The 20,973-nt window shown below is 75.2% G+C and carries 24 protein-coding genes; 19 read left to right on the top strand and 5 right to left on the bottom strand.

Annotation, left to right across the window (positions count from 1 at the left end; genetic code table 11):
- The 11 genes from PYV61_RS05530 to PYV61_RS05480 form a co-directional block, all read left to right on the top strand.
- The coding region (locus PYV61_RS05530; RefSeq protein ID WP_275829131.1) for a gamma-glutamyltransferase at window positions 1-1,736 on the top strand (1,736 nt) is incomplete at its 5' end.
- An 84-nt stretch (window positions 1,737-1,820) separates the two neighbouring features.
- On the top strand, window positions 1,821-2,249 hold the full coding sequence (locus tag PYV61_RS05525; protein WP_345785211.1) for a helix-turn-helix transcriptional regulator: 429 nt from the start codon (window positions 1,821-1,823) through the stop codon (window positions 2,247-2,249).
- A complete protein-coding gene (locus PYV61_RS05520; protein ID WP_275829127.1) occupies window positions 2,246-2,662 on the top strand; it encodes a VOC family protein in 417 nt (138 codons plus the stop codon). The genes PYV61_RS05525 and PYV61_RS05520 overlap by 4 nt, the downstream gene beginning before the upstream one ends.
- Window positions 2,659-2,904, top strand: a complete 246-nt coding sequence (locus PYV61_RS05515) for a hypothetical protein (protein WP_275829125.1) — start codon at window positions 2,659-2,661, stop codon at window positions 2,902-2,904. Before PYV61_RS05520 ends, PYV61_RS05515 begins: the two co-directional genes overlap by 4 nt.
- On the top strand, window positions 2,901-3,443 hold the full coding sequence (locus tag PYV61_RS05510) for a DUF4256 domain-containing protein (protein ID WP_275829123.1): 543 nt from the start codon (window positions 2,901-2,903) through the stop codon (window positions 3,441-3,443). Before PYV61_RS05515 ends, PYV61_RS05510 begins: the two co-directional genes overlap by 4 nt.
- The gene (locus PYV61_RS05505) at window positions 3,440-3,856 is read left to right on the top strand and encodes an FKBP-type peptidyl-prolyl cis-trans isomerase (RefSeq protein WP_275829121.1); all 417 of its coding nucleotides are present in this window, start codon (window positions 3,440-3,442) and stop codon (window positions 3,854-3,856) included. The genes PYV61_RS05510 and PYV61_RS05505 overlap by 4 nt, the downstream gene beginning before the upstream one ends.
- Window positions 3,857-3,888: 32 nt before the next feature.
- Complete coding sequence (locus PYV61_RS05500) at window positions 3,889-4,284, top strand: VOC family protein (RefSeq protein WP_275829119.1); 396 nt, start codon at window positions 3,889-3,891, stop codon at window positions 4,282-4,284.
- Window positions 4,285-4,393: 109 nt separating this feature from the next.
- Window positions 4,394-4,717: a heavy metal-binding domain-containing protein gene (locus PYV61_RS05495; RefSeq protein ID WP_345785210.1), complete on the top strand. Its 324-nt coding sequence runs from the start codon at window positions 4,394-4,396 to the stop codon at window positions 4,715-4,717.
- A 4-nt stretch (window positions 4,718-4,721) separates the two neighbouring features.
- Window positions 4,722-5,114 (top strand): hypothetical protein, encoded by a 393-nt coding sequence (locus PYV61_RS05490; RefSeq protein WP_275829115.1) that lies wholly within the window; start codon window positions 4,722-4,724, stop codon window positions 5,112-5,114.
- A 5-nt stretch (window positions 5,115-5,119) separates the two neighbouring features.
- Window positions 5,120-5,911, top strand: coding sequence for a class I SAM-dependent methyltransferase (locus PYV61_RS05485; RefSeq protein WP_275829113.1), 792 nt, complete (start codon window positions 5,120-5,122; stop codon window positions 5,909-5,911).
- A 75-nt stretch (window positions 5,912-5,986) separates the two neighbouring features.
- Window positions 5,987-6,196 (top strand): DUF433 domain-containing protein, encoded by a 210-nt coding sequence (locus PYV61_RS05480; RefSeq protein WP_275829111.1) that lies wholly within the window; start codon window positions 5,987-5,989, stop codon window positions 6,194-6,196.
- A 31-nt stretch (window positions 6,197-6,227) separates the two neighbouring features.
- On the opposite strand, the gene PYV61_RS05475 is transcribed toward PYV61_RS05480, so the two are convergent.
- The gene (locus PYV61_RS05475) at window positions 6,228-6,797 is read right to left on the bottom strand and encodes a GNAT family N-acetyltransferase (protein WP_275829109.1); all 570 of its coding nucleotides are present in this window, start codon (window positions 6,795-6,797) and stop codon (window positions 6,228-6,230) included.
- Window positions 6,798-6,844: 47 nt separating this feature from the next.
- A complete protein-coding gene (locus PYV61_RS05470; RefSeq protein ID WP_275829107.1) occupies window positions 6,845-9,607 on the bottom strand; it encodes a protein kinase in 2,763 nt (920 codons plus the stop codon).
- Between the two features lie 697 nt (window positions 9,608-10,304).
- Between PYV61_RS05470 and PYV61_RS05465 the strand changes: the two genes are divergently transcribed.
- The 8 genes from PYV61_RS05465 to PYV61_RS05430 all read left to right on the top strand — a co-directional run bounded on the left by PYV61_RS05465 (window position 10,305) and on the right by PYV61_RS05430 (window position 17,977).
- On the top strand, window positions 10,305-10,730 hold the full coding sequence (locus PYV61_RS05465) for a hypothetical protein (protein ID WP_275829105.1): 426 nt from the start codon (window positions 10,305-10,307) through the stop codon (window positions 10,728-10,730).
- A 240-nt stretch (window positions 10,731-10,970) separates the two neighbouring features.
- On the top strand, window positions 10,971-11,702 hold the full coding sequence (locus tag PYV61_RS05460) for a TIGR02391 family protein (protein WP_275829103.1): 732 nt from the start codon (window positions 10,971-10,973) through the stop codon (window positions 11,700-11,702).
- A 261-nt stretch (window positions 11,703-11,963) separates the two neighbouring features.
- Window positions 11,964-12,272, top strand: a complete 309-nt coding sequence (locus tag PYV61_RS05455; protein ID WP_275829101.1) for a zf-TFIIB domain-containing protein — start codon at window positions 11,964-11,966, stop codon at window positions 12,270-12,272.
- A gap of 318 nt (window positions 12,273-12,590) precedes the next feature.
- Window positions 12,591-13,004 carry a hypothetical protein gene (locus PYV61_RS05450; protein ID WP_275829099.1) on the top strand — a complete coding sequence of 138 codons (414 nt, stop codon included), beginning with the start codon at window positions 12,591-12,593 and terminating at the stop codon, window positions 13,002-13,004.
- A gap of 43 nt (window positions 13,005-13,047) precedes the next feature.
- Complete coding sequence (locus tag PYV61_RS05445; protein ID WP_275829097.1) at window positions 13,048-13,476, top strand: cupin domain-containing protein; 429 nt, start codon at window positions 13,048-13,050, stop codon at window positions 13,474-13,476.
- Window positions 13,477-13,490: 14 nt separating this feature from the next.
- Window positions 13,491-13,916, top strand: coding sequence for a hypothetical protein (locus PYV61_RS05440; RefSeq protein WP_275829095.1), 426 nt, complete (start codon window positions 13,491-13,493; stop codon window positions 13,914-13,916).
- Window positions 13,917-14,226: 310 nt separating this feature from the next.
- Entirely contained in the window at window positions 14,227-15,336 is a 1,110-nt protein-coding gene (locus tag PYV61_RS05435) for an NADH:flavin oxidoreductase/NADH oxidase (protein ID WP_275829093.1), read from the top strand.
- A 19-nt stretch (window positions 15,337-15,355) separates the two neighbouring features.
- A complete protein-coding gene (locus PYV61_RS05430) occupies window positions 15,356-17,977 on the top strand; it encodes a glycoside hydrolase family 9 protein (RefSeq protein WP_275829091.1) in 2,622 nt (873 codons plus the stop codon).
- 70 nt (window positions 17,978-18,047) lie between these two features.
- On the opposite strand, the gene PYV61_RS05425 is transcribed toward PYV61_RS05430, so the two are convergent.
- From PYV61_RS05425 to PYV61_RS05415, 3 genes are all read right to left on the bottom strand, one after another.
- Entirely contained in the window at window positions 18,048-18,488 is a 441-nt protein-coding gene (locus PYV61_RS05425; RefSeq protein WP_275829089.1) for a nuclear transport factor 2 family protein, read from the bottom strand.
- A gap of 115 nt (window positions 18,489-18,603) precedes the next feature.
- On the bottom strand, window positions 18,604-20,079 hold the full coding sequence (locus PYV61_RS05420) for a CRTAC1 family protein (RefSeq protein ID WP_275829087.1): 1,476 nt from the start codon (window positions 20,077-20,079) through the stop codon (window positions 18,604-18,606).
- Window positions 20,080-20,123: 44 nt separating this feature from the next.
- Window positions 20,124-20,973, bottom strand: an 850-nt coding sequence (locus PYV61_RS05415; protein WP_275829085.1) for a hypothetical protein, incomplete at its 5' end; no start/stop codon positions are given.

The following is a 20,973-nucleotide window of genomic DNA, read 5'->3' as shown; positions in this document are numbered from 1 at the left end:
TGTACGCCGCGCCGCCCGCGGCCGCCGAGCCGCCGCTGGCGGGGAAGCGCGTCGAGTCGCGCCGGGGCGTGGTCGTCACCAGCGCCGCCGACGCCTCGGCGGCCGGGGCGGCGATGCTGCGCGAGGGGGGGAACGCGATCGACGCCGCGGTGGCCGCCTCGTTCGCGCTCGGCGTCGTCGACCCCTCGCAGACGGGGCTCGGCGGGTACGCGGTGGGCGTCGCCTGGCTGGCGAGGGACCGGCGCGCCGAGGTGCTGGAGGCGATGGGGCAGGCGGGGGCCGACTCGGCGTGGGGGCGCCCCGACCCGCAGCCGGCGTCGGGCGCCGTGTTCGACGGCGGCGACGCGCGCGCGCCGCGCAACGCGCTGGTGCCGGGGTTCGTGGCCGGGCTCCTCGCCTGGCACGAGCGGCACGGGAAGCTGTCGCGCGCGCAGGTGCTGGCGCCGGCGATCCGGCTGGCGCGCGAGGGGTTCGTGGTCGGGCCGCTCAACCACCGCCTGTTCGCGGCGTCGGTCGACAAGCTGAAGGCCGACCCCGAGGCGGCGGCGCTCTTCCTCCCCAACGGCGCGCCGCCGGCGGTGGGCGACCGGCTGGTGCAGCCGCGGCTCGCCGAGCTGCTGGAGGCGATCGCGCGCGACGGGGCGCCGGCGTTCTACCAGGGGGAGTTCGCGCGGCGCGTGGCCGAGAAGACGCGGCGCGTGGGCGGGCTGCTCGACGCGGCCGACTTCGCGCGCTACCGCCCCGAGTTCCGCCGCCCCGTGTGCTCGGCGTTCCGCGAGTTCACCGTGCTCGGCGCGCCGCTCCCCGTGGCCGGGGCGTCGATGGCGGAGCTGCTGAACGTCGCCGAGCGCACCGGGCTGACGACGCGCGGCGACCCGACGCGCGACCCGCAGACCGTGGTGCGCTTCGCCGACGCGGTGCGCGTGAGCGTGGCCGACCGCGGGCAGCTGCGCGGGCACCCCGAGTGGTCGGCGCAGCCGGTTCGCGGCGTGGCGAGCGCCGGGTTCGCGGAGACGCGCGCGCCGCTGGACGGGGCGCTGGTGCGCGACCCGCTGCCGCGCGCCGACGCGTGGGCGTTCGAGAGCGCGCCGGTGGCGGCGCGGTGCGCCGCGCTCGACCCGTATCCGCAGACCGCGCGGCCGGCGTCCGGTCCGCCGCCGGCGGGCGACGCACGCGACGCGTACGACGCCGAGGCGCACGGGAGCCAGACGTCGCACCTGGTGACGCTCGACGCGGAGGGGAACGCGGTGTCGCTGACGTCGAGCGTCGGCGTGCTGTTCGGGTCGGGGGTGTACGCGGAGGGGGTGTGGCTCAACTCGTCCGGCAACCTGTTCGGGCGCGGGGAGCGGCGGCCGCTGCGGAAGCCGGGGAGCGCGCTGTCGCCGACGATCCTGGTGGAGGGGGACCGCGTGCGGCTGGCGGCGGGCGCGGGCGGCGCGGCGTACATCCCGACCGCGGTGGGGCAGGTGGTGCTGCGCGTCGCCGGGTGGGGGGAGGAGCCGTACGCCGCGCTGGCGGCGCCGCGCTTCCAGCCGACCGCCGTCGGCGGCGCGCTGGAGATCGAGCAGGGGTTCGCGCTGCCGGTGTACGGCGCGCTGCGCGCGCACGGGTACGCGCCGAGCAACCGCGTGGCGAACCTGCAGTTCGCGGGGGTGCACCTGTTCTGGGTGCGCCCCGACGGCGTGATGGTCGGCGCGGCCGACCCGCGGCGCGACGGCGTGGCCGCGGCGCCCTGACGCGCGCCGACGCGCCCAGACGTCCCCGTGCCCGCCGGCCAGGACCCCGAGCTGCTGCGCCGCCTGCTGCGCGCGAAGGACCGCATGGACGCGGCGTCGCACGAGGAGTGGCCCGTGCGGCGGCTCGCCGAGGTGAGCGGCGTCTCGGCGGCGCACTTCGCGCGCTCGTTCCGCGACGCCTTCGGCGTGCCGCCGCACCGCTACCTGCTCACGCGGCGCATCGAGCGCGCGGCGGCGCTGCTGCGCGACACCGACCTCCCGATCATCGAGGTCGCGTACGAGACCGGGTGGCAGAGCCTCGGCACCTTCGGACGCACCTTCCGCGACGTCACCGGGGAGAGCCCGGGCGAGCTGCGCGCGCGGGCGCAGGCCGCGCCGCACCAGCGCGGCCCCGTCCCCCCCTGCTTCCTGAGCGCCGCCCACCGCCCGCACCTCACGATGGCAGTTTCGGAGAAGCGGCGGCGGGAGGCCGCGGGTATCCTCGGGTGCACCACCACCACGGAGGATCCATGAGCCAGGGAGTCGGAGTCGTCGGGCTGTACGTCCGGGATCAGGACGAGGCCCTCCAGTTCTACGTCGGGCAGCTCGGGTTCCGCGTCCACACCGACGCGCGCAACGGCGAGTACCGCTGGCTGACCGTGCAGCACCCGGAGCAGCCGTCCTTCCAGCTCGGCCTGTTCGCGCCCGGGCCGCCGATGCAGGACGAGGGGACCGCGCGCGCGCTGCGCGAGCTGGTCGCGAAGGGGGCGATGCCGCCGCTCGTGCTGGTCGTCGACGACTGCCGGGCCGCGTACGACCGGCTGCACGCGGGCGGCGTCGAGTTCACGCAGGAGCCGGTGCAGCGCTACGGGAGCGTGGACGCGAGCTTCCGCGACCCGTCGGGGAACGGGTGGAAGGTGATCGAGGCGCGGCGGGGGACGGCGTGAGCGCCGCGACGCTCGCCACGCGCACGCGCGGCGCCCACCGCTGGATCTCGATCGTGTTCACGGCGACCGTGGCGGCGAACTTCGTCGCCATGGCGTTCGGGACGCCGTCGCCGTGGGTCACCTACGCGCCGCTCCCCCCGCTCGCGCTGCTGATGTTCAGCGGCCTGTACCTGTTCGCGCGGCCGTACGCGGCGCGCCGGCGCGCCGTCGTCGCCGCCCCCCCCACCGTGGAGCGTCCATGACCGCGAAGGAACGCGACGCGCTGCTGCGCGCGCTGCAGGCCCGCTTCGAGGCCAACCCGCGCCGCCACGCCGGGATCGCGTGGGCCGACGTCGCCGCGCGCCTCGACGGCGCGACGGCCGCGCTCGGGTCGCTGCGGGCGATGGAGGCGTCGGGCGGGGAGCCCGACGTGATCGGCCGCGACGCGGCCGGGCAGCTCGTGTTCTGCGACTGCTCGGCGGAGAGCCCGGCCGGGCGGCGGAGCCTGTGCTTCGACGGCGCCGCGCTCGACGCGCGCAAGGAGGCCAAGCCGGCGGGGAGCGCGATGCAGGCGGCGGCCGCGATGGGCGTCGCGCTGACGACGGAGGAGGACTACCGCGCGCTGCAGGCGGTCGGCGAGTTCGACCTGAAGACGTCGAGCTGGATCGCCACGCCCCCCGACGTGCGCGCGCTCGGCGGCGCGCTGTTCGGCGACCGGCGCTACGGGCGGGTGTTCACGTACCACAACGGCGCGCAGTCGTACTACGCCGCGCGCGGCTTCCGCGGGGTGCTGCGCGTATGAGGCGCGGCGCGGCGGCGCTGGCGATGGTCGCGGTGGCGGCGGCGTGCACGCCGCGGGCGCGCGCCGTGAACACGCCGAGCGGGCTGCGGTACACCGTGCTGGCGCGCGGCGAGGGGCGCGCGGCGCGGAAGGGGCAGCTGGTGAGCATCCACGAGGAGACCGCGCTGCAGGACGGCACCGTCGTCTACACCAGCAAGGGCGGCCGGCCGATCACCTTCCGGCTCGGCGGCGGCCAGGTGATCGCCGGCGTGGACGAGGGGGTGACCGGGATGAAGGTCGGCGAGCGCCGGCTGCTGGTGGTGCCCCCGGCGCTGAGCCGCCGCACGTCGTATCCTCCCAACACGCCGCCCGACGCGGTCCTGGTGATCGACGTGCGGCTGATGACCATCATCCCCGACCGGGGCGCGCCGTAGCGGCGCCGCCCTCCCACGCCAACCAGCCTCGCGTGTCCGTCACCCCCGCCTCGCACAAGCCGGCCGGCTACACCAGCGTCGCGCCGTACCTGATCGTGTCGTCGGCGCAGGCCACGATCGACTTCCTGGCGGCCGCGTTCGACGCGGTCGCGCTGCGCCGCTTCGACGGCGAGGGCGGGCGCGTGGCGCACGCGGAGGTGCGGGTCGACGACACGGTGCTGATGCTGGCCGACGGCGCGCCCGGGTGGGAGGCGGTGCCCGCGCACGTGCACGTCTACGTGGCCGACGTGGACGCGACCTACCGCCGCGCGCTGGCGGCTGGCGCCGAGTCGGTGCAGGAGCCGGTGCGCAAGGGCGACGAGGACCGGCGCGGCGGCGTGCGCGACGCGGGCGGCACCACGTGGTGGATCGCCACGCGCGAGGGGTGAGACGGGCGGGGCGCGCCGCGTCGCGCGCCCGCCGACGGAGCGGACTCCCGACCCGAGGTGCGCCATGGATTCGATCGTCCACTCGCAGGCCGCCGACATCCCGTACGGGATGACGAGCACCACGTTCGAGCTCCCCGGCTACCGCGTCGTCGCGGGGCTGGGCGTCGTGCGCGGCGTCGTCGTGCGCTCGCGCTCCGTGTTCGGGACCATCGGCGCCGGCATGCAGTCGCTGGTCGGCGGCAACATCTCGCTGTTCACCGAGCTGGCCGAGCGCACGCGGCAGCAGGCGTTCGACACGATGCTGACGCAGGCCGAGATGGCCGGCGCCGACGCGGTGATCGGCGTGCGCTACGACGCGACCGAGATGATGTCGGGGGTCACCGAGGTGCTGTGCTACGGCACGGCGGTGCGCGTCGAGCCGCTGGGCGGCTGACCGGATGCCGCAGAAGCATTCCCGCGCCGTGCCGGGCGGGCGCGCCGTCTGGCTCACCGAGCGGCTGTGGGCGCTGGCCGAGGGGCTGCCGGCGGAGCGGGTCCCGCTCGACGCGATCCCGGAGCTCGACGTGGTGTGCTGGTTCGACGCCGAGCGGCCGCCGACGCCGCGGAACGTGGCGCGGCACGCGCGCCGGATCGCGGACGCCGACCTGCGCTACCCGGTGATCCTGTCGGCCGACGGGCGGCTGATGGACGGCGGGCACCGGCTGGCGAAGGCGTGGCTGGCGGGGGAGACGTCGCTGCTGGCGGTGCGGTTCGCGGTGGACCCGGCGCCGGACTACGTGGTGCCCGAGGGCGCGCCGCTCTGGCCGCCGCCGGCCGGCGCCGCGCCGTGACGCCGATGGCCGGCCCCGACATCCGCTTCGACGACGGCGCGGCGTACGAGCGCTACATGGGCGCGTGGAGCCGGCTCGCCGGCGACGTCTTCCTCGACTGGCTGGCGCCGGCGCGCGGGCTGCGCTGGCTCGACGTCGGGTGCGGGAACGGCGCGTTCACGGCGAAGATCGTCGAGCGGTGCGCGCCGGCCGCGGTGCACGGGATCGACCCGTCGCCGGAGCAGCTGGCGCACGCGCGCACGCGGTCGGACGTGGGGTCGGCAGCCTTCGCGCTCGGCGACGCGATGGCGCTGCCGTTCGGCGACGACGCGTTCGACGCGGCGGTGATGCCGCTGGTGCTCTTCTTCGTGCCGCGGCCGGCGGCGGGCGTGGCGGAGATGGCGCGCGTGGTGCGGCCGGGGGGCACGGTGAGCGCGTACGCGTGGGACATGTACGGGGGCGGCTTCCCGTACGCGCCGGTGGGGGCGGCGCTGCGCGAGACCGGCGTCGACGTGCCGGGGCCGCCGAGCCCCGAGGCGTCGCGGGTCGAGGCGATGGAGGCGCTGTGGCGCGACGCGGGGCTCGTGGACGTGCAGACGCGCGCGATCACGGTGGCGCGCGCGTTCGCCTCGTTCGACGACTACTGGGCGACGGCGCGACTGGGGCCGGCGTTCGGGCGGCTGCTCGGCGCGATCCCGGACGGCGAGGTCGCGGGGGTCCGGGCGGCGCTGCGGGAGCGGCTGCCGGCGGCGGACGCGGAGGGGCGGATCGTGATCTCGGCGACGGCGAACGCGGTGCGGGGGCGCGTGGCGGGGTGACGGGATGGGGCGCCTCGTGCGGGCGTCCGTCGGCTGGAGTACCTTGAAGGGTCACCCGAACGAGATCCTGCGCCGATGGCCTCCCTCCTCGACCGCATCACCGTCGACCCCGCGCAGTGCGGCGGACGCGCGTGCATCCGCGGGCTGCGCGTGCGGGTGGTGGACGTGCTTGAGCTGCTGGCCGCGGGCGAGACGTCGGAACAGATCCTGGCCGAGTTCCCGTACCTGGAGCGGGAAGACGTCTCGGCCGCCCTCGCGTACGCCGCGCGCCGGCTGGATCGCTAGACGCCGCTCCCGAAGGCGGCGCGGGACGCGGCTACCGAAGCTCCAGCCGCATCAGCAGGCGCGGGAAGCCGTTGATCACCGACGCCGTGTCGGCGGCCTTCGTGAAGCCGGCCTTCTCGAACAGCGCGCGCGTGCCGACGTAGGCCATCGTCTGGTCGACGGCCTTCCCCGCGTTGTCGACGGGGTAGCCCTCGATGGCCGGCGCGCCCTGCGCGCGCGCGAAGTCGACGGCGCCCTCGAGCAGGGCGTGCGCGATGCCCCGGCCGCGGTGGCCGGGGCGGACGCGGATGCACCACACGGCCCACACCTCCGCGTCGTCGAGGTGCGGGATCGTCCGGCTGCGGGCGAACGCGGTCTCGGCGCGCGGCGCGACGGCGGCCCAGCCGACCACCTCGTCGCCGTCGTAGGCGAGCACGCCGATCGGGCCATTCTTCATCAAGGCGGCGACCTTCTTCCCGCGGGCGGGGCCCTGCAGCGCCACGTTCTCCTTGGACGGGAGGCGGTAGCTGAGGCACCAGCACACGTTGGCATCGGCGCGCTTGGGGCCGAGCATCGTGCGGACGTCGTCGAAGTCGGTGGCGGGGCGGACGTCGATGGGCATGCGTGGTGTCCTCCTGGTCGCGCGCGCGTGCGGTGTCGAGAATCTCGTCACTTCCTCAGCTTCGCGCGCAGCTCCTCGAAGAAGTGCTCCACCACGACGAGCGTCCGCGTCCCGGCCATCTCCTCCCAGTCGTTGTCGCGCACCATGAGGAATCGCTGGTCGTCGGGGGAGAGCGCGAAGGTGCCCCGGAGCGGCGAGCCCGCGCGCACGCGGTCGGGGATCGCGAACAGGAGGCGGGGCGGTTCGGCCGCGAAGGGCGCGCCCGGGCGGACCCGGACCGCGTACATGTGCGTGCCGCTCGCGTAGAACAGTTCGCGCCCGTCGTGCGACCAGACCGGGGCGCTGCCGCCGCCGCTCGAGACCTGCCAGCGGCCGGCGCTCACGTCGGGGAACGGGCGCACGAACACCTCGGGCGCGCCCTGCTCGTTCGACACGTACGCCAGCCAGCGGGAGTCGGGCGACAGCGCCGCCCCGCCCTCGTCGTAGCCCGTGGCGACGATCCGACGCGCCGCGCCGTCCGTGCCCGGCTTCGCCGCGAGGATGTCGCCCCCGTCCTTCGCCCCCGACGGTCCGGCGGCGCCGAGCACGATCCATCCGCGGTCGGCGCTCACGAACCCGTCGGTCGGGGCGTCCGTGCCCCAGAGGAGCCGGGGCTCGCCCGTGCCGTCGGCGGGCTGCTCCCACAGCCCCAGCCCGCCCGCGCGCGGCGTCGTCCCCGTCGGGGCGGGCCGGTCGGAGAGGAAGGTGATCGCGCGGCCGTCGGGCGTCCACGCGGGCGCGCGGTCCTCCCCCGGATGCAGCGTGAGCCGCGAGACGGGCCCGGCGGGGAGCGCCTTGATCCAGACGTCGGTGCCGAGGTCGGTGAGGAGCGTGAGGGCGACGCGGCGACCGTCGGGCGAGAGCGCGATCCCCCAGCCCACCGGAAGGTCCGCCCCGGTGTAGGTCCCGCCCGTGTTCACCTGCCACGCGGAGTCCACGGGCGCCGCCTGGCCGCGTCGATCGACCCACACGAGCTGCGCGTTCGGCGTCGGCCCCGGCGCGAACTCCGGCGGTCCCAGGAGGTACATCGCGGTTCCCTCGTCCGACACCACGAAGCCCGGCGCCTGGATCCCGTCGAGGATCGGCACGGGCTTGCCGGCGGCGGCGAGCGCGTCGTCGTCCCAGGGCACGGCCATGAGCGTGCCCGCGCTGGTCAGGTACAGCACGTGTCCCGTGCGGACGTGCCAGGCGCCGACCGCGTCGTCGAAGAGGGCGCGGATCGTGTCGGCGCGCGCGTCGTACGCGTACACGCGGCTCGGCCGGCAGCTCACCGGGCCCACGCAGTTGGTGAGGTGGGCCGTGAACAGGATCCCGCGCGCGTCGGGGAGGGGCGTCGGCAGCCACGGGTAGCGCCCGTCGAGCTGCGGCGGGGCGACGACCACCTGCGGCGCGGTCTCGTCGGCGCGCAGGCGCCGCAGCGTGTGGGTGCGGATGTCGTAGAAGTAGATCGAGCCGTCGGCCAGCCACGCCCCGTGGTTGTAGGTCGGGTCGACGGACTCCGCGAGCCTGAGCGGGGTCCCGCCGCCGCTCGGCACCCTGCGCATCTGGCCGTTCGCGAAGAACCCGATCCACGCGCCGTCGGGGGAGAAGAAGGGACCGGAGCCGCCCTCCGTGCCGGCCAGCGGGCGCGCGACCACCTCGTCGCGGCGCTTCACGTAGAGCTGGCCGGGCCCCTTCAGCGGGTGGCGGAACACGAGGAAGGCGCCGTCGGGCGAGAGCGCCGTCTCCACCCGCAACGCGATGCCGTCCGGCGTGCCGGCCGCGCCGAGCGTCGTCTGGTAGCGGGCGACGGACCGCGTGCCGCCCGGCCGGAGCCAGCCCCACGCCGCGAGCGCGGCGGTGAGCACGACCAGCGCGGCCAGCGCGAGGACGACGCGCCGGCGGACCGGCGGGCCGGCGCGCGCCGTCGCCCGCGCGAGCGACGGGTCGTGCAGCGCGTCGGCGAACGCCCGCGCGCTGTCGAAGCGGTCGGCCGGCACCTTCTCCACCGCCCGCGCGACCGCCGCCGCCACGTGCGGCGGCACCGACTTGCGCAGCTCCCGAATCGGCCGGGCCTCGTCGGTGACGATCTTCATGATGATCGCCTGCGCCGACGAGCCGGTGTGCGGGGGCTCGCCGGTGAGCATCTCGTACAGCATCGAGCCGAGCGAGTAGACGTCCGAGCGGTTGGTGAGGTGCCTGTCGGCCGTCGCCTGCTCGGGCGACATGTAGTGCGGCGTCCCGAGCGACAGCCCCGTCTCGGTCATCCGCGGCCCGGCCGCCGCGCTGACGGCCAGCGCGATCCCGAAGTCGGCCACGATCGCCCGGCCGTCGTGCAGGAGGATGTTCTCGGGCTTGATGTCGCGGTGGATGACCCCCTGCTCGTGCGCGTACTGCAGCGCGTCCGCCACCTCGGTGGCGATGCGCACCGCCTCGTCGACGCCGAGCTGCACCTCGCGGTCGAGCTTCTCGCGGAGCGTCTCGCCGTGGATGTACGGCATGACGTAGTAGAGGAGCTCCGCGCCGCCATTCGCCGCGGCCGCGCTGCCGCTGTCGTACAACGGCAGGATGTGCGGGTGCTGGAGCTGGGCGGTGGTGCGGATCTCCTGGACGAAGCGGTCGGCGCCGACGACGGCGGCCAGCTCGGGGCGCAGCACCTTGAGCGCGACCTTGCGGTCGTGCTTCAGGTCCTCGGCGAGATAGACGGTGGCCATGCCGCCCGCGCCGAGGCGGCGCGCGATGCGGTAGCGATCGGCGAGGGGCGCGGAGAGCTGCTCGGTGACGTCCGCCATGGGGTCGCGCCGCGCGATGCGGGGCCTGGTCGTCGGCTGGGGGGACCGACCCACCCGCGGGTGGGTCGCGCGACGAAGGTACGGCCGGAGGTGGAGGCCGGCGAGACGACGTACGTCGATGGGCGAACCGCGCCGGGTGCGGCGGCGGGCCGGTCGACGCTGACGAGTGAGCGCTCGGGGCCGGGCGATGTGCGGGCGTCGACGTCGGTGGCCGCGCGTACGTATAGGGACGTGCGAGGACGGGACGCGGGGCCGAGCGGCGGGTGTTCGCGATCCGCTGGGACGCGCCTCGACCCGGATGTCTCGTCCGGCACGCGGCGTGTCGTTTAGAAGTGTGGCCCGATCTCCTGCGCCGGTGGGTAGTTCGCCGCGCGTGTCTTACCTCCGCTCCGGCCGAGCTGCATTCTGGCTGCCGGGTCGAGGGGCGACGCTGCCGCCGACGGCGGGCGACCGTGCTACATGCGGTCGGAAGGCGTGGTATGCGGGCCGCGAACTCACGCCGCCATGCGATGTCCCTCAGACACCGCGGCGCGTGGTCGCGCGGGCCGGCAGCGCCGCATGGAACTGGCGCTGCACAACGCCTAGGCAGCCGGGTTGCAGCAGCGCTGGCTGCAGCATGATCGGTGTTAGACCGCAGCCGGGCCACGCGAGTCCCAGGGAGGCTGGCCACGCCAAGGGCACGGCGTAGATTCGCCGCATGCTGAGTAGCCATCTGACTCGGGCGAGCGCGCTGCTCCTCGGCGTGGCGGGCTTCGCCTTCGTCTTCGCGGCGCGGGAGATGCTTGCCCTCCTCGCCCCGGGGACGCCGCGGACCGCGACGTGGATCGGCCAGCTCTTAGGCTCCGCCCTCGTAGGCCTCGCCTGTCTCAACTGGTTCAACCGGCACACGCTCCTCGGCGGGATCTACGCGCGCGCGGTGGTGCTCGCCAATGCCATGTTCTACGTCGTGGGCGCCCTCTCGGTCTTCGGTGCATCGGCCGCCCTGATGTCGACGCGACCTACGGCGCAGGGGGTTGCCGGCGTCTTGGGTGTCTTCGCGGCATGTTACGCGTGGTTGCTCTTCCGCGGGCCGCTCGAGACGGACGTCGCAAGCTACCGGAGCACGTCGGGTGGGGAGTCGTAGTCGCGAGCCGTGAGGCTGGGCGCGCGCGGCGACCGCCCTCGTCGGCCAAGGCGTTGGCCGAGAGTGGAGGCGTCTCCGCACGGTCTAACGAAGCGTTGCACCTGACGGCGTCCCGCGAGCAACATGGCTCCCCGGGCTGGCCTCCGCGCGCTGGTCAGCCCCGTCGCGCGCGCTCGGTTCTGAGCGCCGCAGTTTAACTCGGGCGTCAGGCCGCGACATACATCCTCGTTAGGAAACCATATGGCGGCAAACTACCGCGCGGTCGCGGTTGAAGTCGGCGACACTCTCAAGTTCGACATCACGGTCAACGAAGTGAATCGCATTGCCGGCGCCATATTCCGGTTCTCGAGAGAGGACTTTCCGAATCCAGCGATTACGTCGGTCCGCGCGCAGCTCGTGCACGACTGGATACTCTCGCTCGCTAAGCAACGCTCGGACGCGGAGGAACGCGACCGGCTGCTGACGCGGTTCTGCCTCAAGATCGCTCCCGATGGCCTCCGCGATTCAGTCCAGCGCATCCTCACGGATGCTGGAATCAGTGGAGCGACGGTCAACCAAGAGAACGTGAAGGCCTTCGCCGGCCGAGGATTCCATCCCGCCGTCATCAAGCACTCGCGGAAGCTCTTCTTGGAGGGCAACTACTTCCACGCTGTATTCGAGGCGGCCAAAGCCTACAACGTGGAGGTCAGGCAGAAGGCGAAGAGCACCAAGGACGGGCAGGCCTTGATGCTGGACGTGCTCGGAGTCGAGAAGGGAGTCCTGAAGCTCACGGCTGGTGTCACCGATACCGACCGAAACGTCCAAGAGGGAGTGAAGTTCCTCTCGGCTGGACTCATGCAGGCTATCCGGAACCCGACGGCGCACGAGCCCGCGTTGGACTGGCCGATCAGTCGCGAGGACGCGCTGGACATCCTGAGCTTCCTGTCATTCTTGTTCAGGCAGATCGAGAGGGCCGTCTACTACAAGCCGTGAACCGTCGTCCCACGGCTTAAAGAGGCATCGCGGCTGACGTGGGATCCGTGGAGTCGCCTCGGCTGCGCCTCGGCATTGGCACACTCCTGCCCAGCGCGGATGAGTTGGGGTGCGTCTGGCTGCGCGGCGCGTCCGGCGTCATCATGGCTCGTCTCCTCGCACCACGGGTACGATCCGCGTGGCGATCGGGCCGGGCACGCACGCGCCCCGCGCACCGCACGGCGGTCCCCCGCCGGGACACTCTCGAAGGGAGGAAACAGAATGAGCCAACACGCCGGGGGCCTGCTGTGCCCCGTCTGCCGCGTCGACCTCATGATGAGCGAGCGCAGTGGCGTCGAGATCGACTACTGCCCGAAGTGCCGCGGCGTCTGGCTCGACCGCGGAGAGCTCGACAAGATCCTCGAGCGCGGGGCCGCCGAGCTTGGCGGGCGCAGCGGAAGTCAGGCGGTCGATCATCGCCTCGACCGCGCGCACAAGCGGCACGACTCCGACGAGTACCCGGCCTACGGGCATCCCGGCCACGGGACGCACCGCAAGCGCCGCTCGTTCCTCGACGACCTCTTCGACTGAGGCGGCGCGTCGCGCCGGCGGCGCCCGGACACGTGCAGGCGGAGGGGCGGCGCCGCGCAGTCGCGAGGGGCCGCCCCTCGGCATCTCGCGTCGGCTGCGATCAGGTCCGGTCGAATTGTCGGCGAACGGCTCCGGCACCGCGAGCGACCCGGCGAACCGCGCCACCGGCCTGCGATCACCTTGCCGGGTCGTCCGATCGCTTTATGTTGCAAAGTGAGTCGGTCGCGCGGCCGCGCAGCCGCGCAGCGGGAGGGGGGCCACGATCACGAGGAGGGCGGCATGGCGCAGTGGGGTCGGCGGGTCCGCGGAGTCCTGGGAATGGGTTTCGCCTGGGCCATCGGCGGCATCGGCGTCGCCGGCATCCTCGAGACGCTCGACAACGTCTCCGCGACCTTCCACCCGGTCACGCGGCTGGTCGACATGTGGCCGCAGACGCTCGCCGTCGTCGGCTTCGTCGCCGGCGTCCTGTTCGCGGTCATCCTCGGCGTCGCTGCCCGCAACCGCCGCTTCGAGCAGTTCACCTTCCCGCAGTTCGCCGGACTCGGCGCCCTCGCCGGCGCCGTCGTGAGCGTCCTCGCCCTCCTCACCGGCGCCCCGCTCGCGATCCCGGTCATCCTCACCCTCGCCGGCACCCTCGGCGGGGCCGGCTCCCTGCTGGTCGCGCGGGTCGCCGAGCGGCGCGGGCTGCTCGCCGGCGGCACCGACCGCCAGCTGCTCGACCGCGGCGACTGATCGGGCGCCGAACGCCGTCGCGGGGCCGCGCGTACCCCGCGGTATGAGCGACGAGACACCGACCCCCGCCCCCGACACGCGCGGCTGCCGCGTCGTCCGCCCCGGCGACCCCTACGTCGGCGTCCAGGCGCTGCAGTACGTCGCCGGCGTCACGAAGCAGTCCGTCGGCAGCCGCGGCATCTGCCTCGTCGTCGCCACCATGCCCCCCGGCGCCCGCTCGCGCGCCCACCACCACGAGGGGATCGAGACCGCCATCCACATCCTGGAGGGCGAGGCCGTCACCTACCACGGCGCGCGGCTCGAGCACGAGTTCGTCGCCCGCGCCGGCGACTACGTCTACATCCCCGCCGACGTCCCGCACCTCGTCGTGAACCGCTCCGACGGCCCCTGCCGCGCCTTCATCGCGCACACCGCCGGCGACGACCAGGAGGGGATCGTGATGCACCCCGAGCTCGAGGCGCGGATCCCCTGACCGCCGCGCGCGCAGTGGGCTCCGCGCTCGCGCGCAAGCTCGGCGTCGGCGCCGACGACCGCGTCTACCTCGCGCACGCGCCGGCCGCCGTGCGCGACGCCCTCGCCCTGCCGCCCGCGCGGGTCGCGGCGCGACTCACGGGCGAGTTCGCGCACCTGCACGTCTTCGTCGACGACGCCGACGCGCTGGCCGCCGCCTTCGCCCGCCTGAAGCCGCACCTCGCGCCGCGCGGCCGGCTCTGGGTGTCGTGGCGCAAGGGCGCGCCGAAGGGCGAGGGGCTGCGCCTCACCGAGATCATCCGCGTCGGCTACGACCACGGCCTCGTCGAGAGCAAGACCGTGAGCGTCGACGACACCTGGTCGGCCATCAAGTTCACGCACCCGCGGCCCGGAGTCCGCTACCGCAACAGCTACGGCCGGCTCCCCGGCCAGGAGCCCTGACCCGCACGCGCCGCCGATGGGAACGCTGATCGTCACGCGGAACGGTCAGGACGACGACGGCGGCGCCGACATGCTCGCCACCGTCCGCGCCCACATGGCGCAGGAGCGCGGAGCCTGCTCGGCCGCCGCACCTTCGGGGCGTTCCGCGACGACTGGCCCGCGCAGACCGACGACGCCACCGGTGTCCGGGCGTCGTCCTCCTCGTGCACCGCCCGCGCCGACGCGACGCTCGGCGCGGATCCGAGGGATCCGCCCGCATCCGCCCGATCCGATTCCCTGCTCCCGAGGAATCGAGCGGTAGATTCCGCGCATGCCTCCCGCCACGCTCTTCACGCCCCTGCGCGTCGGCTCCGTCGAGCTGCGCAACCGAATCGTCATCGCGCCGATGTGCCAGTACTCTGCGGTCGACGGCCGCATGACCGACTGGCACCTCATCCACCTCGGCCACCTCGCGCTCTCGGGCGCCGCGCTGCTCACCATCGAGGCGACGGCGGTCGTCCCCGAGGGGCGCATCACCTACGCCGACGTCGGGCTGTGGGACGACGCCACCGAGGAGGCGATGGGGCGCGTGCTGGAGAGCGTGCGCCGCTGGTCGGACATGCCGATCGCCATCCAGCTCGCCCACGCCGGGCGCAAGGCGTCGGGCGAGGTGCCGTGGAAGGGCGGGAAGCACCTCGCCCCCGACCACCCGAACGGCTGGCAGACCGAGGGCCCGTCGGCCGTCGCGTTCGCCGAGGGATGGCACGTCCCCACCGCGCTGACCGAGGAGCGCATGGGCCGCCTGCGCGAGGCCTTCGCCGACGCCGCCCGCCGCGCCGCGCGCCTGGGGCTCGACGCGGTGCAGGTGCACGGCGCGCACGGCTACCTGCTGCACGAGTTCCTGTCGCCGCTGTCGAACCGGCGCACCGACGCCTACGGCGGCTCGCTCGAGAACCGCATGCGCTTCCCGCTCGAGGTGTTCGACGCGGTGCGCGCCGCCTTCCCGGCCGACCGCCCCGTCACGATGCGCGTCTCGGGCACCGACTGGGCCGAGGGCGGGTGGGACGTCGGGCAGACGGTCGCCTTCGCGCAGGCGCTGGAGGCGCGCGGGTGCGCCGCGGTGCACGTGTCGAGCGGCGGGCTCGCCCCGCAGCAGCGGATCCCCGTCGGCCCCGGCTACCAGGTGCCGCTCGCCCGCGCCGTGAAGCAGGCCACGCGCATGCCCGTGGTCGCGGTCGGGCTCATCACCGAGTTCGAGCAGGCCGAGGCGATCGTCGGCACCGGCGACGCCGACCTCGTGGCGCTGGCGCGGGCCATCCTGTACGATCCGCGCTGGCCCTGGCACGCGGCGGCGCACTTCGGCGCGCGCGTGCGGGCGCCCAGCCAGTACCTGCGGTCGCAGCCGCACCGGCACCGCGACCTGTTCGACACCGGCGAGTAGCGCCCAGCGAATGGCCCCCATGCCCACGTCCGTGCGGTCGTTCGCGCTGTCCCTCCTCGTGGCAGCGGGTGCGGCGCCGGCGGCCGCGCAGGCGCCGCGGGCGATGCTCCCGATCGAGTTCGAGCACTCGGCGGAGTACGCGTGGCTCGCCAAGCCCGTGCGCGCGCGCCGCGTGCTCGACGACATGACCGACGCCGCGCGGTGGCGCCTCACCGGGACGGGCGACTTCACCTTCCCCACGGCGCCGCGCCTCGGGACGATGCGCGCGCTGCGCGTCGACCTGCGCATGTACGTCGACTCGCCGGCGCCCAACCGCGCGCGCCTGTCGTCGGTGAACCTGCAGCGCCCGGTCGCCAACGAGGACTGGCGCCCGTACAACCGCCTCTCGGTCTGGATCAGGCCCGAGCTGACCGGCGTCCCGACGCTCCCGCTCCAGATCGTCCTGCACAACGCCGGCGCCGAGCGGCTCCCCGACCGCTACGGGCGCGAGGGGATCCACTACGTCACGCTGGCGCGCCCGGGCTGGCAGCAGGTGGTGTGGGAGATCGAGCCGCTGCCGCGCGACCGCGTCACGATGCTCGAGATCGGGTACTGGGTGAACAAGATGCTCGCGTCGCCGGGCGACCGCGTCGCGTTCGAGGTCGGCGCGATCGAGCTGCAGCGCGTGGACCCGGACCACCACACCGGGTGGGACGTCGCGCCGGGGCGGTTCGCCTTCAGCCACACCGGCTACCAGGCGGGGCTCGGCAAGTCCGCGCTGGCCACGGGGCTCACGGGCCCCGACTTCCAGCTGCTGCGCGTCGACGACCAGGCGCTCGGCGCGGTCGTGCTGCAGGCCCCGCTGCGCACGCACCGCACCCGGCTCGGCGCCTTCCAGGAGCTCGACTTCTCGGCGGTCGAGGAGCCGGGCACCTACGTGCTGCGCTCGGGCGAGGTGCGCTCGCGCCCCTTCCGCATCGGCGGCGACGTGTGGGAGCGCACGATCTGGAAGACGCTCAACTTCTTCTACGGGAACCGGTGCGGCTTCGCGGTCCCCGGGATGCACGGCATCGACCACCTCGACTGGTTCGCCACGCACGGCGACCAGCGCATCACGATGAGCGGCGGGTGGCATGACGCCGGCGACTTGTCGCAGGGCGTCATCAACACCGGCGAGGCGACGTACGCGATGTTCGACCTCGCCGACCGGCTGCGCGCGCGCGGCGGCGACCCGGCGCTGGTGGCGCGGCTGCTGGAGGAGGCGCGGTGGGGGCTCGACTGGGTGCTGCGCGTGCGCTTCCCCGGCGGCTACCGCATGGGCTTCGCCAGCCACAACCTGTGGACGAACAACGTCGTCGGCGACGCGGACGACCGCACGCGCGAGGCGCTCAACAACCCCAACGCCAACTACATCGCCGCCGCCGCCGGCGCGATCGCCGCCCGCGTGCTGAGGCAGAGCGACCCCGGCCTGGCGGCCCGCGCGCTGCGGGTCGCCGAGGACGACTGGAGCCACGCCATCGTCGGCGTGGACGGGCCGGCGACCTGGCACACGCCGGCGTTCGCGGCGTCGCGCATGGAGCTGGCCGGGATCGGGATCACCGCGTCGCTCGAGCTGTGGCGCGTCACGGGGAACCGGAAGTACGCCGACAAGGCGGTCGAGCTGGGGCGCGTGGTGCTGGCGTCGCAGCAGCGGCGCCGCGTCGGGCGCGAGTTCCCGCTGGCCGGCTTCTTCTGGACGGGGCCCGACCGCGACACGCTCTTCCACCAGTTCCACCGCGCCGCCGACCAGGCGCCGGTGGTCGCGCTGGCGCAGCTGGTCGAGGCGCTCCCCGACCACCCCGAGTGGGCGACGTGGTACGCGGGCGTCGCGCGCCACGCCGACTACCAGCGCCGCGCCGCCGCCACCACCGCGCCCTACGGCGTGCTGCCGGCCTACGTGGTCCGCCCCGCCGACAGCGTGACGGTCCCCGACTCGGGGGGGCGCTACGGCGAGAGCCGCGCGGCGTACGCCGCGCAGGCGCGCGCCGGGATGCCGATGGGCGACGGGTGGCACCTCCGCGCCTTCCCGATCTGGTTCGCGCGGCGCGGCAACTACGGGATCCTCCTCTCGCAGGCCAAGTCGCTCGCCGCGGCCGCGCGCCTGCGCGGCGACTCGGCGGCGCTCGACCTCGCGCAGCGGCAGGCGCAGTGGGTGGTCGGCCGCAACCCGTTCGGCCAGAGCACGATGTACGGCGAGGGGTACGACTGGGCGCAGCAGTACAGCGTCTCGACCGGCGACTTCGTGGGCTCGCTCCCGGTGGGGATGCAGAGCCGCGGCGACACCGACCTCCCGTACTGGCCGTCGCAGAACATGTACGTGTACAAGGAGGTCTGGGTCCACCCGTCTGCGCGCTGGCTGTGGCTCATGGCCGACCTCCTCGACGGGCCGGCGGCGCCGCGCGCCGACTCGACCCTCGCGCTCACGGCCACGAGCACGACGACGCGCGACGGCGCGGTCGCGGTGCGCGCGACGGTGCGCGGCGAGGGGACGCACGTGCTCGCGCTGCGCGCCGACGGGGTGCGCGTGGACTGCGGCGCGCGCACGGTCACGCTGCGGCGCGGCGTGCCGGCGACGGTCGAGTGGCGCGTGCGCGCCGAGGCGGCCGACCTGCCGGGCGTGTAGGTGGTGGTGCCGGACGGCGACGTGCGGGCGCGGCGCGAGGTGGCGCAGCCCGCGCCGTAGCGCGCCCCCGCTATCCGACGCCCTCCCAGGCGCGGGCGACGGAGAGGCTGTCCTCGTACACGTGGTACCGCCGCACGCGCCCGCCCTCGACGGTCAGGTGCAGCGCGAAGTGCGCCGCGTACGGCGCGCCGGTGTGCCGGATCGCGTTGCGGATCGTGCCCAGCACCACCGCGTGCGCCCCGTCCACCAGCACGTGCTCGACGCGCGTCCCCGCGCCGTGCGGCACGTTGTGCGCGGCCAGCAGCCGGAAGTGCTCCAGCACCCCGTCGGGCGTGCGGCGCGCGCGGATCCACGGCACGGGGCCGCCCAGCTCCGCCTCGGGCCAGCTCAGGCGCCAGTCGACGTCGTCGGCGAACAGCGCGGCGAGCCCCGGCAGGTCGCCGACGGCCAGGCGTCCGAGGAAGGCGTCGACGACGCGGTGGGTCTCGGCGGGGTCTGCGGTCGTGGTCATGCGGGTGGCCTGCGCGTGGGCTGCGGGTGAGGGGTCGCCTGCGTCCCGGGAAAGCTCTCGGGACGGGCGACACCGCGCGATTACCCGCGAGGTAGGCGCGGCACGCGCCGCGCGCTCAGCGCACTCCCGGCACCCGCACGTCGATCGGGCGCGCCGACGGCGCGACGTTCCGCACGGTCGTCCGCACGCGCGTGCGCCCGTTCGGCACCGTGACCTCGACGTCCACGCGTCCGGCGGTCGGCAGCCCGACGTGCACCGGCGCCATCGACTGCGCGTCGTACCCCGACCCGGCGTCGGTCCACCGCGCCGCCAGCCGTCGCCGCGTCCCGGCCGCGTAGACGCGCACCTCCGCCCCCGCCGGCGCGCGCACGCGCACCTGCACCGAGCGGCGCGCGACCGCCGGCGGCAGGACGTTGCGCAGCAGCGCGTGCGGCATGTCGGCGCGCGTCCCCGCCAGTGCCAGGTCGAGCGCCCCGTCGCCGTCGACGTCGGCCCACTGCGCGCCGTGGCTCGCGTTCAGCGCCAGCACGTTCGCCGGCGTGCGGTCGGCCATCGCGCCCCCCTCGCGCACGAACAGCCAGTCGCGCCAGCTCTCGGTCGCCGACACGGTGCCGTTGACGTACAGGTCGAGCCGCCCGTCGTGGTCCACGTCGGCCGGCGCGCAGGTGTCGTGGCGACCCTCGGTCGCCACCCCCCACTCCGCCCCCACGTCGCGGAACGCCCCGCCGCGCGCGCCGAGCAGCAGCCCGTTGCGCCCGTAGTTGGCGAAGGCGAGGTCGGCGACGCCGTCGCCGTCGAAGTCGGCCACGCAGGGGCGCACGCTCCCCTGCGTCGCGACCCCCACCGCGCGCCCGCCGCCAGCGACGCCCAGCGAGTCGGCGCGGTCGACGAAGCGCCCGCCGCGGTTCACGAAGAAGCCGTTCGCGTCGCCGTCCTGGTTGGCGACCACGAGGTCGAGGTCCCCGTCCTGCTCGAAGTCGAACCACGTCGCGCCCACGCTCTTGCGCGGGTCGGCGAGGCCGAGCGACGCCGCGACCTCCGTGAAGCGGCCGGCGGAGTCCTGGCGGAACAGGGCGTTCGGCCGGTCGCGGAACGCCACGAACAGGTCGCGGTCCCCGTCGCCGTCCACGTCGACCCACGCCGGCTGCCGCACCGCGCCGCTGTCCACCGCGAGCCCGCTCGCCGCGGTCACGTCGGCGAACCGCCCGCCCTCGTTGCGGTACAGCCGCAGCACGCCGCCCGCGCCCGGCGTGAAGCCGACCAGCAGGTCGGGGTCGCCGTCGCCGTCGTAGTCGCTCCACGCGGCGGCGCGCGTCGGCCGCGCGTCGGCGACGCCCCACGCCGGCGCGACGTCGCGGAACGCGCCGCGCGCGTTCTCGTACAGCCGGTTCGCCGCGCCGTTGAAGCCGACGAACAGGTCGAGGTCCCCGTCGCCGTCGACGTCGGCGAACGCGTTGGTGAGCGTGCCGCCGGCGGCGAACGTCTCGGGCTGGAGCGGCTCCAGCTGCGGCGGCGCGGGCTGCAGCGTGGGGAGCGCGAGCAGCAGCGCGGGGAGCAGCACGGCGCGGTGGCGCGGGGCGGGGCGTGGCATGCGGCCACGATACGCCCCGCGCCCGCGCCGCGTCACCCCGCCCGTCAGGGCAGCTCGACCTGCAGCCGGTCGCCGGCCAGCGCCCACAGGAAGTCGGCGGCCTCGAACAGCGCGCCCGCAGGCGCGACGCCCGTCGTGCGCGCCCGCCCCGCCACCACGCGCTCCGCCGCCTCGGCGACGATCGGCGCGCTGCTGGCGTAGATGCCGCGCTCGCGCGCCGCCGCCCGCCGCACCCACGCGCCGCGCGCCACCTCGGCCTCCACCACGAACCGCTGCGGCGACGTCCCCGACGCGTCCCCCGCCGGCGGCGGCGTCGCCGGGTCGCGCAGGTCGTCGAGCGCCGCGGCGGTCATGTACGCCCGCACCTCGCGCACGGCGAGGTGCCGCGGGATGGTGACCTGGTCGGCGGTCGCCAGTTCGCGCGCCGCCTGCACCCCGAACGGCGCCGGCATCGCGCGCTCGGCCGCGTCCCCGCCCCCCGCGAACGGCTCCAGCCGCCCGCCCGCGTACACGAGGTGGCGCCCGGCGCTGCGCCGCGCCGTGGCGCGCGTCCCGCCGGTCGGCCACCACCGGTCGAGCGCGTACGACAGCGTCACCGCGTCGGCGTCGGGCCAGTCGTCCATCGCCGCCGTGGCGAGCAGGTCGCCGAGCGCGCCGTAGAACGCCATCGACGGCGCGACCACCAGCCCCGCCGCGCGCGCCGCCGCGTCGTGCCGCTCGAACAGCGCGAGCGTCACCGCCTGCTCGGCGCACACGTCGAGGCACTGCGCCCCCGCGCGCGGCGCCGCCGCCGCCAGAGGGTGCGCGGTGTCGGCGAGCGGGCCGGCGCAGTTCACCACCGCCGCCGCGCCGACGAGCGCCCGCGCCAGCGCGGCCGCGTCGTCGGCCGCCGCC

It is taken from the genome of Roseisolibacter sp. H3M3-2 (genome assembly GCF_029211165.1).
In the GTDB taxonomy this organism is placed as follows: domain Bacteria; phylum Gemmatimonadota; class Gemmatimonadetes; order Gemmatimonadales; family Gemmatimonadaceae; genus Roseisolibacter.
The sequence above is the reverse complement of the archived record's forward strand: the minus strand, read 5'-3'. Positions and strand labels throughout refer to the sequence as shown.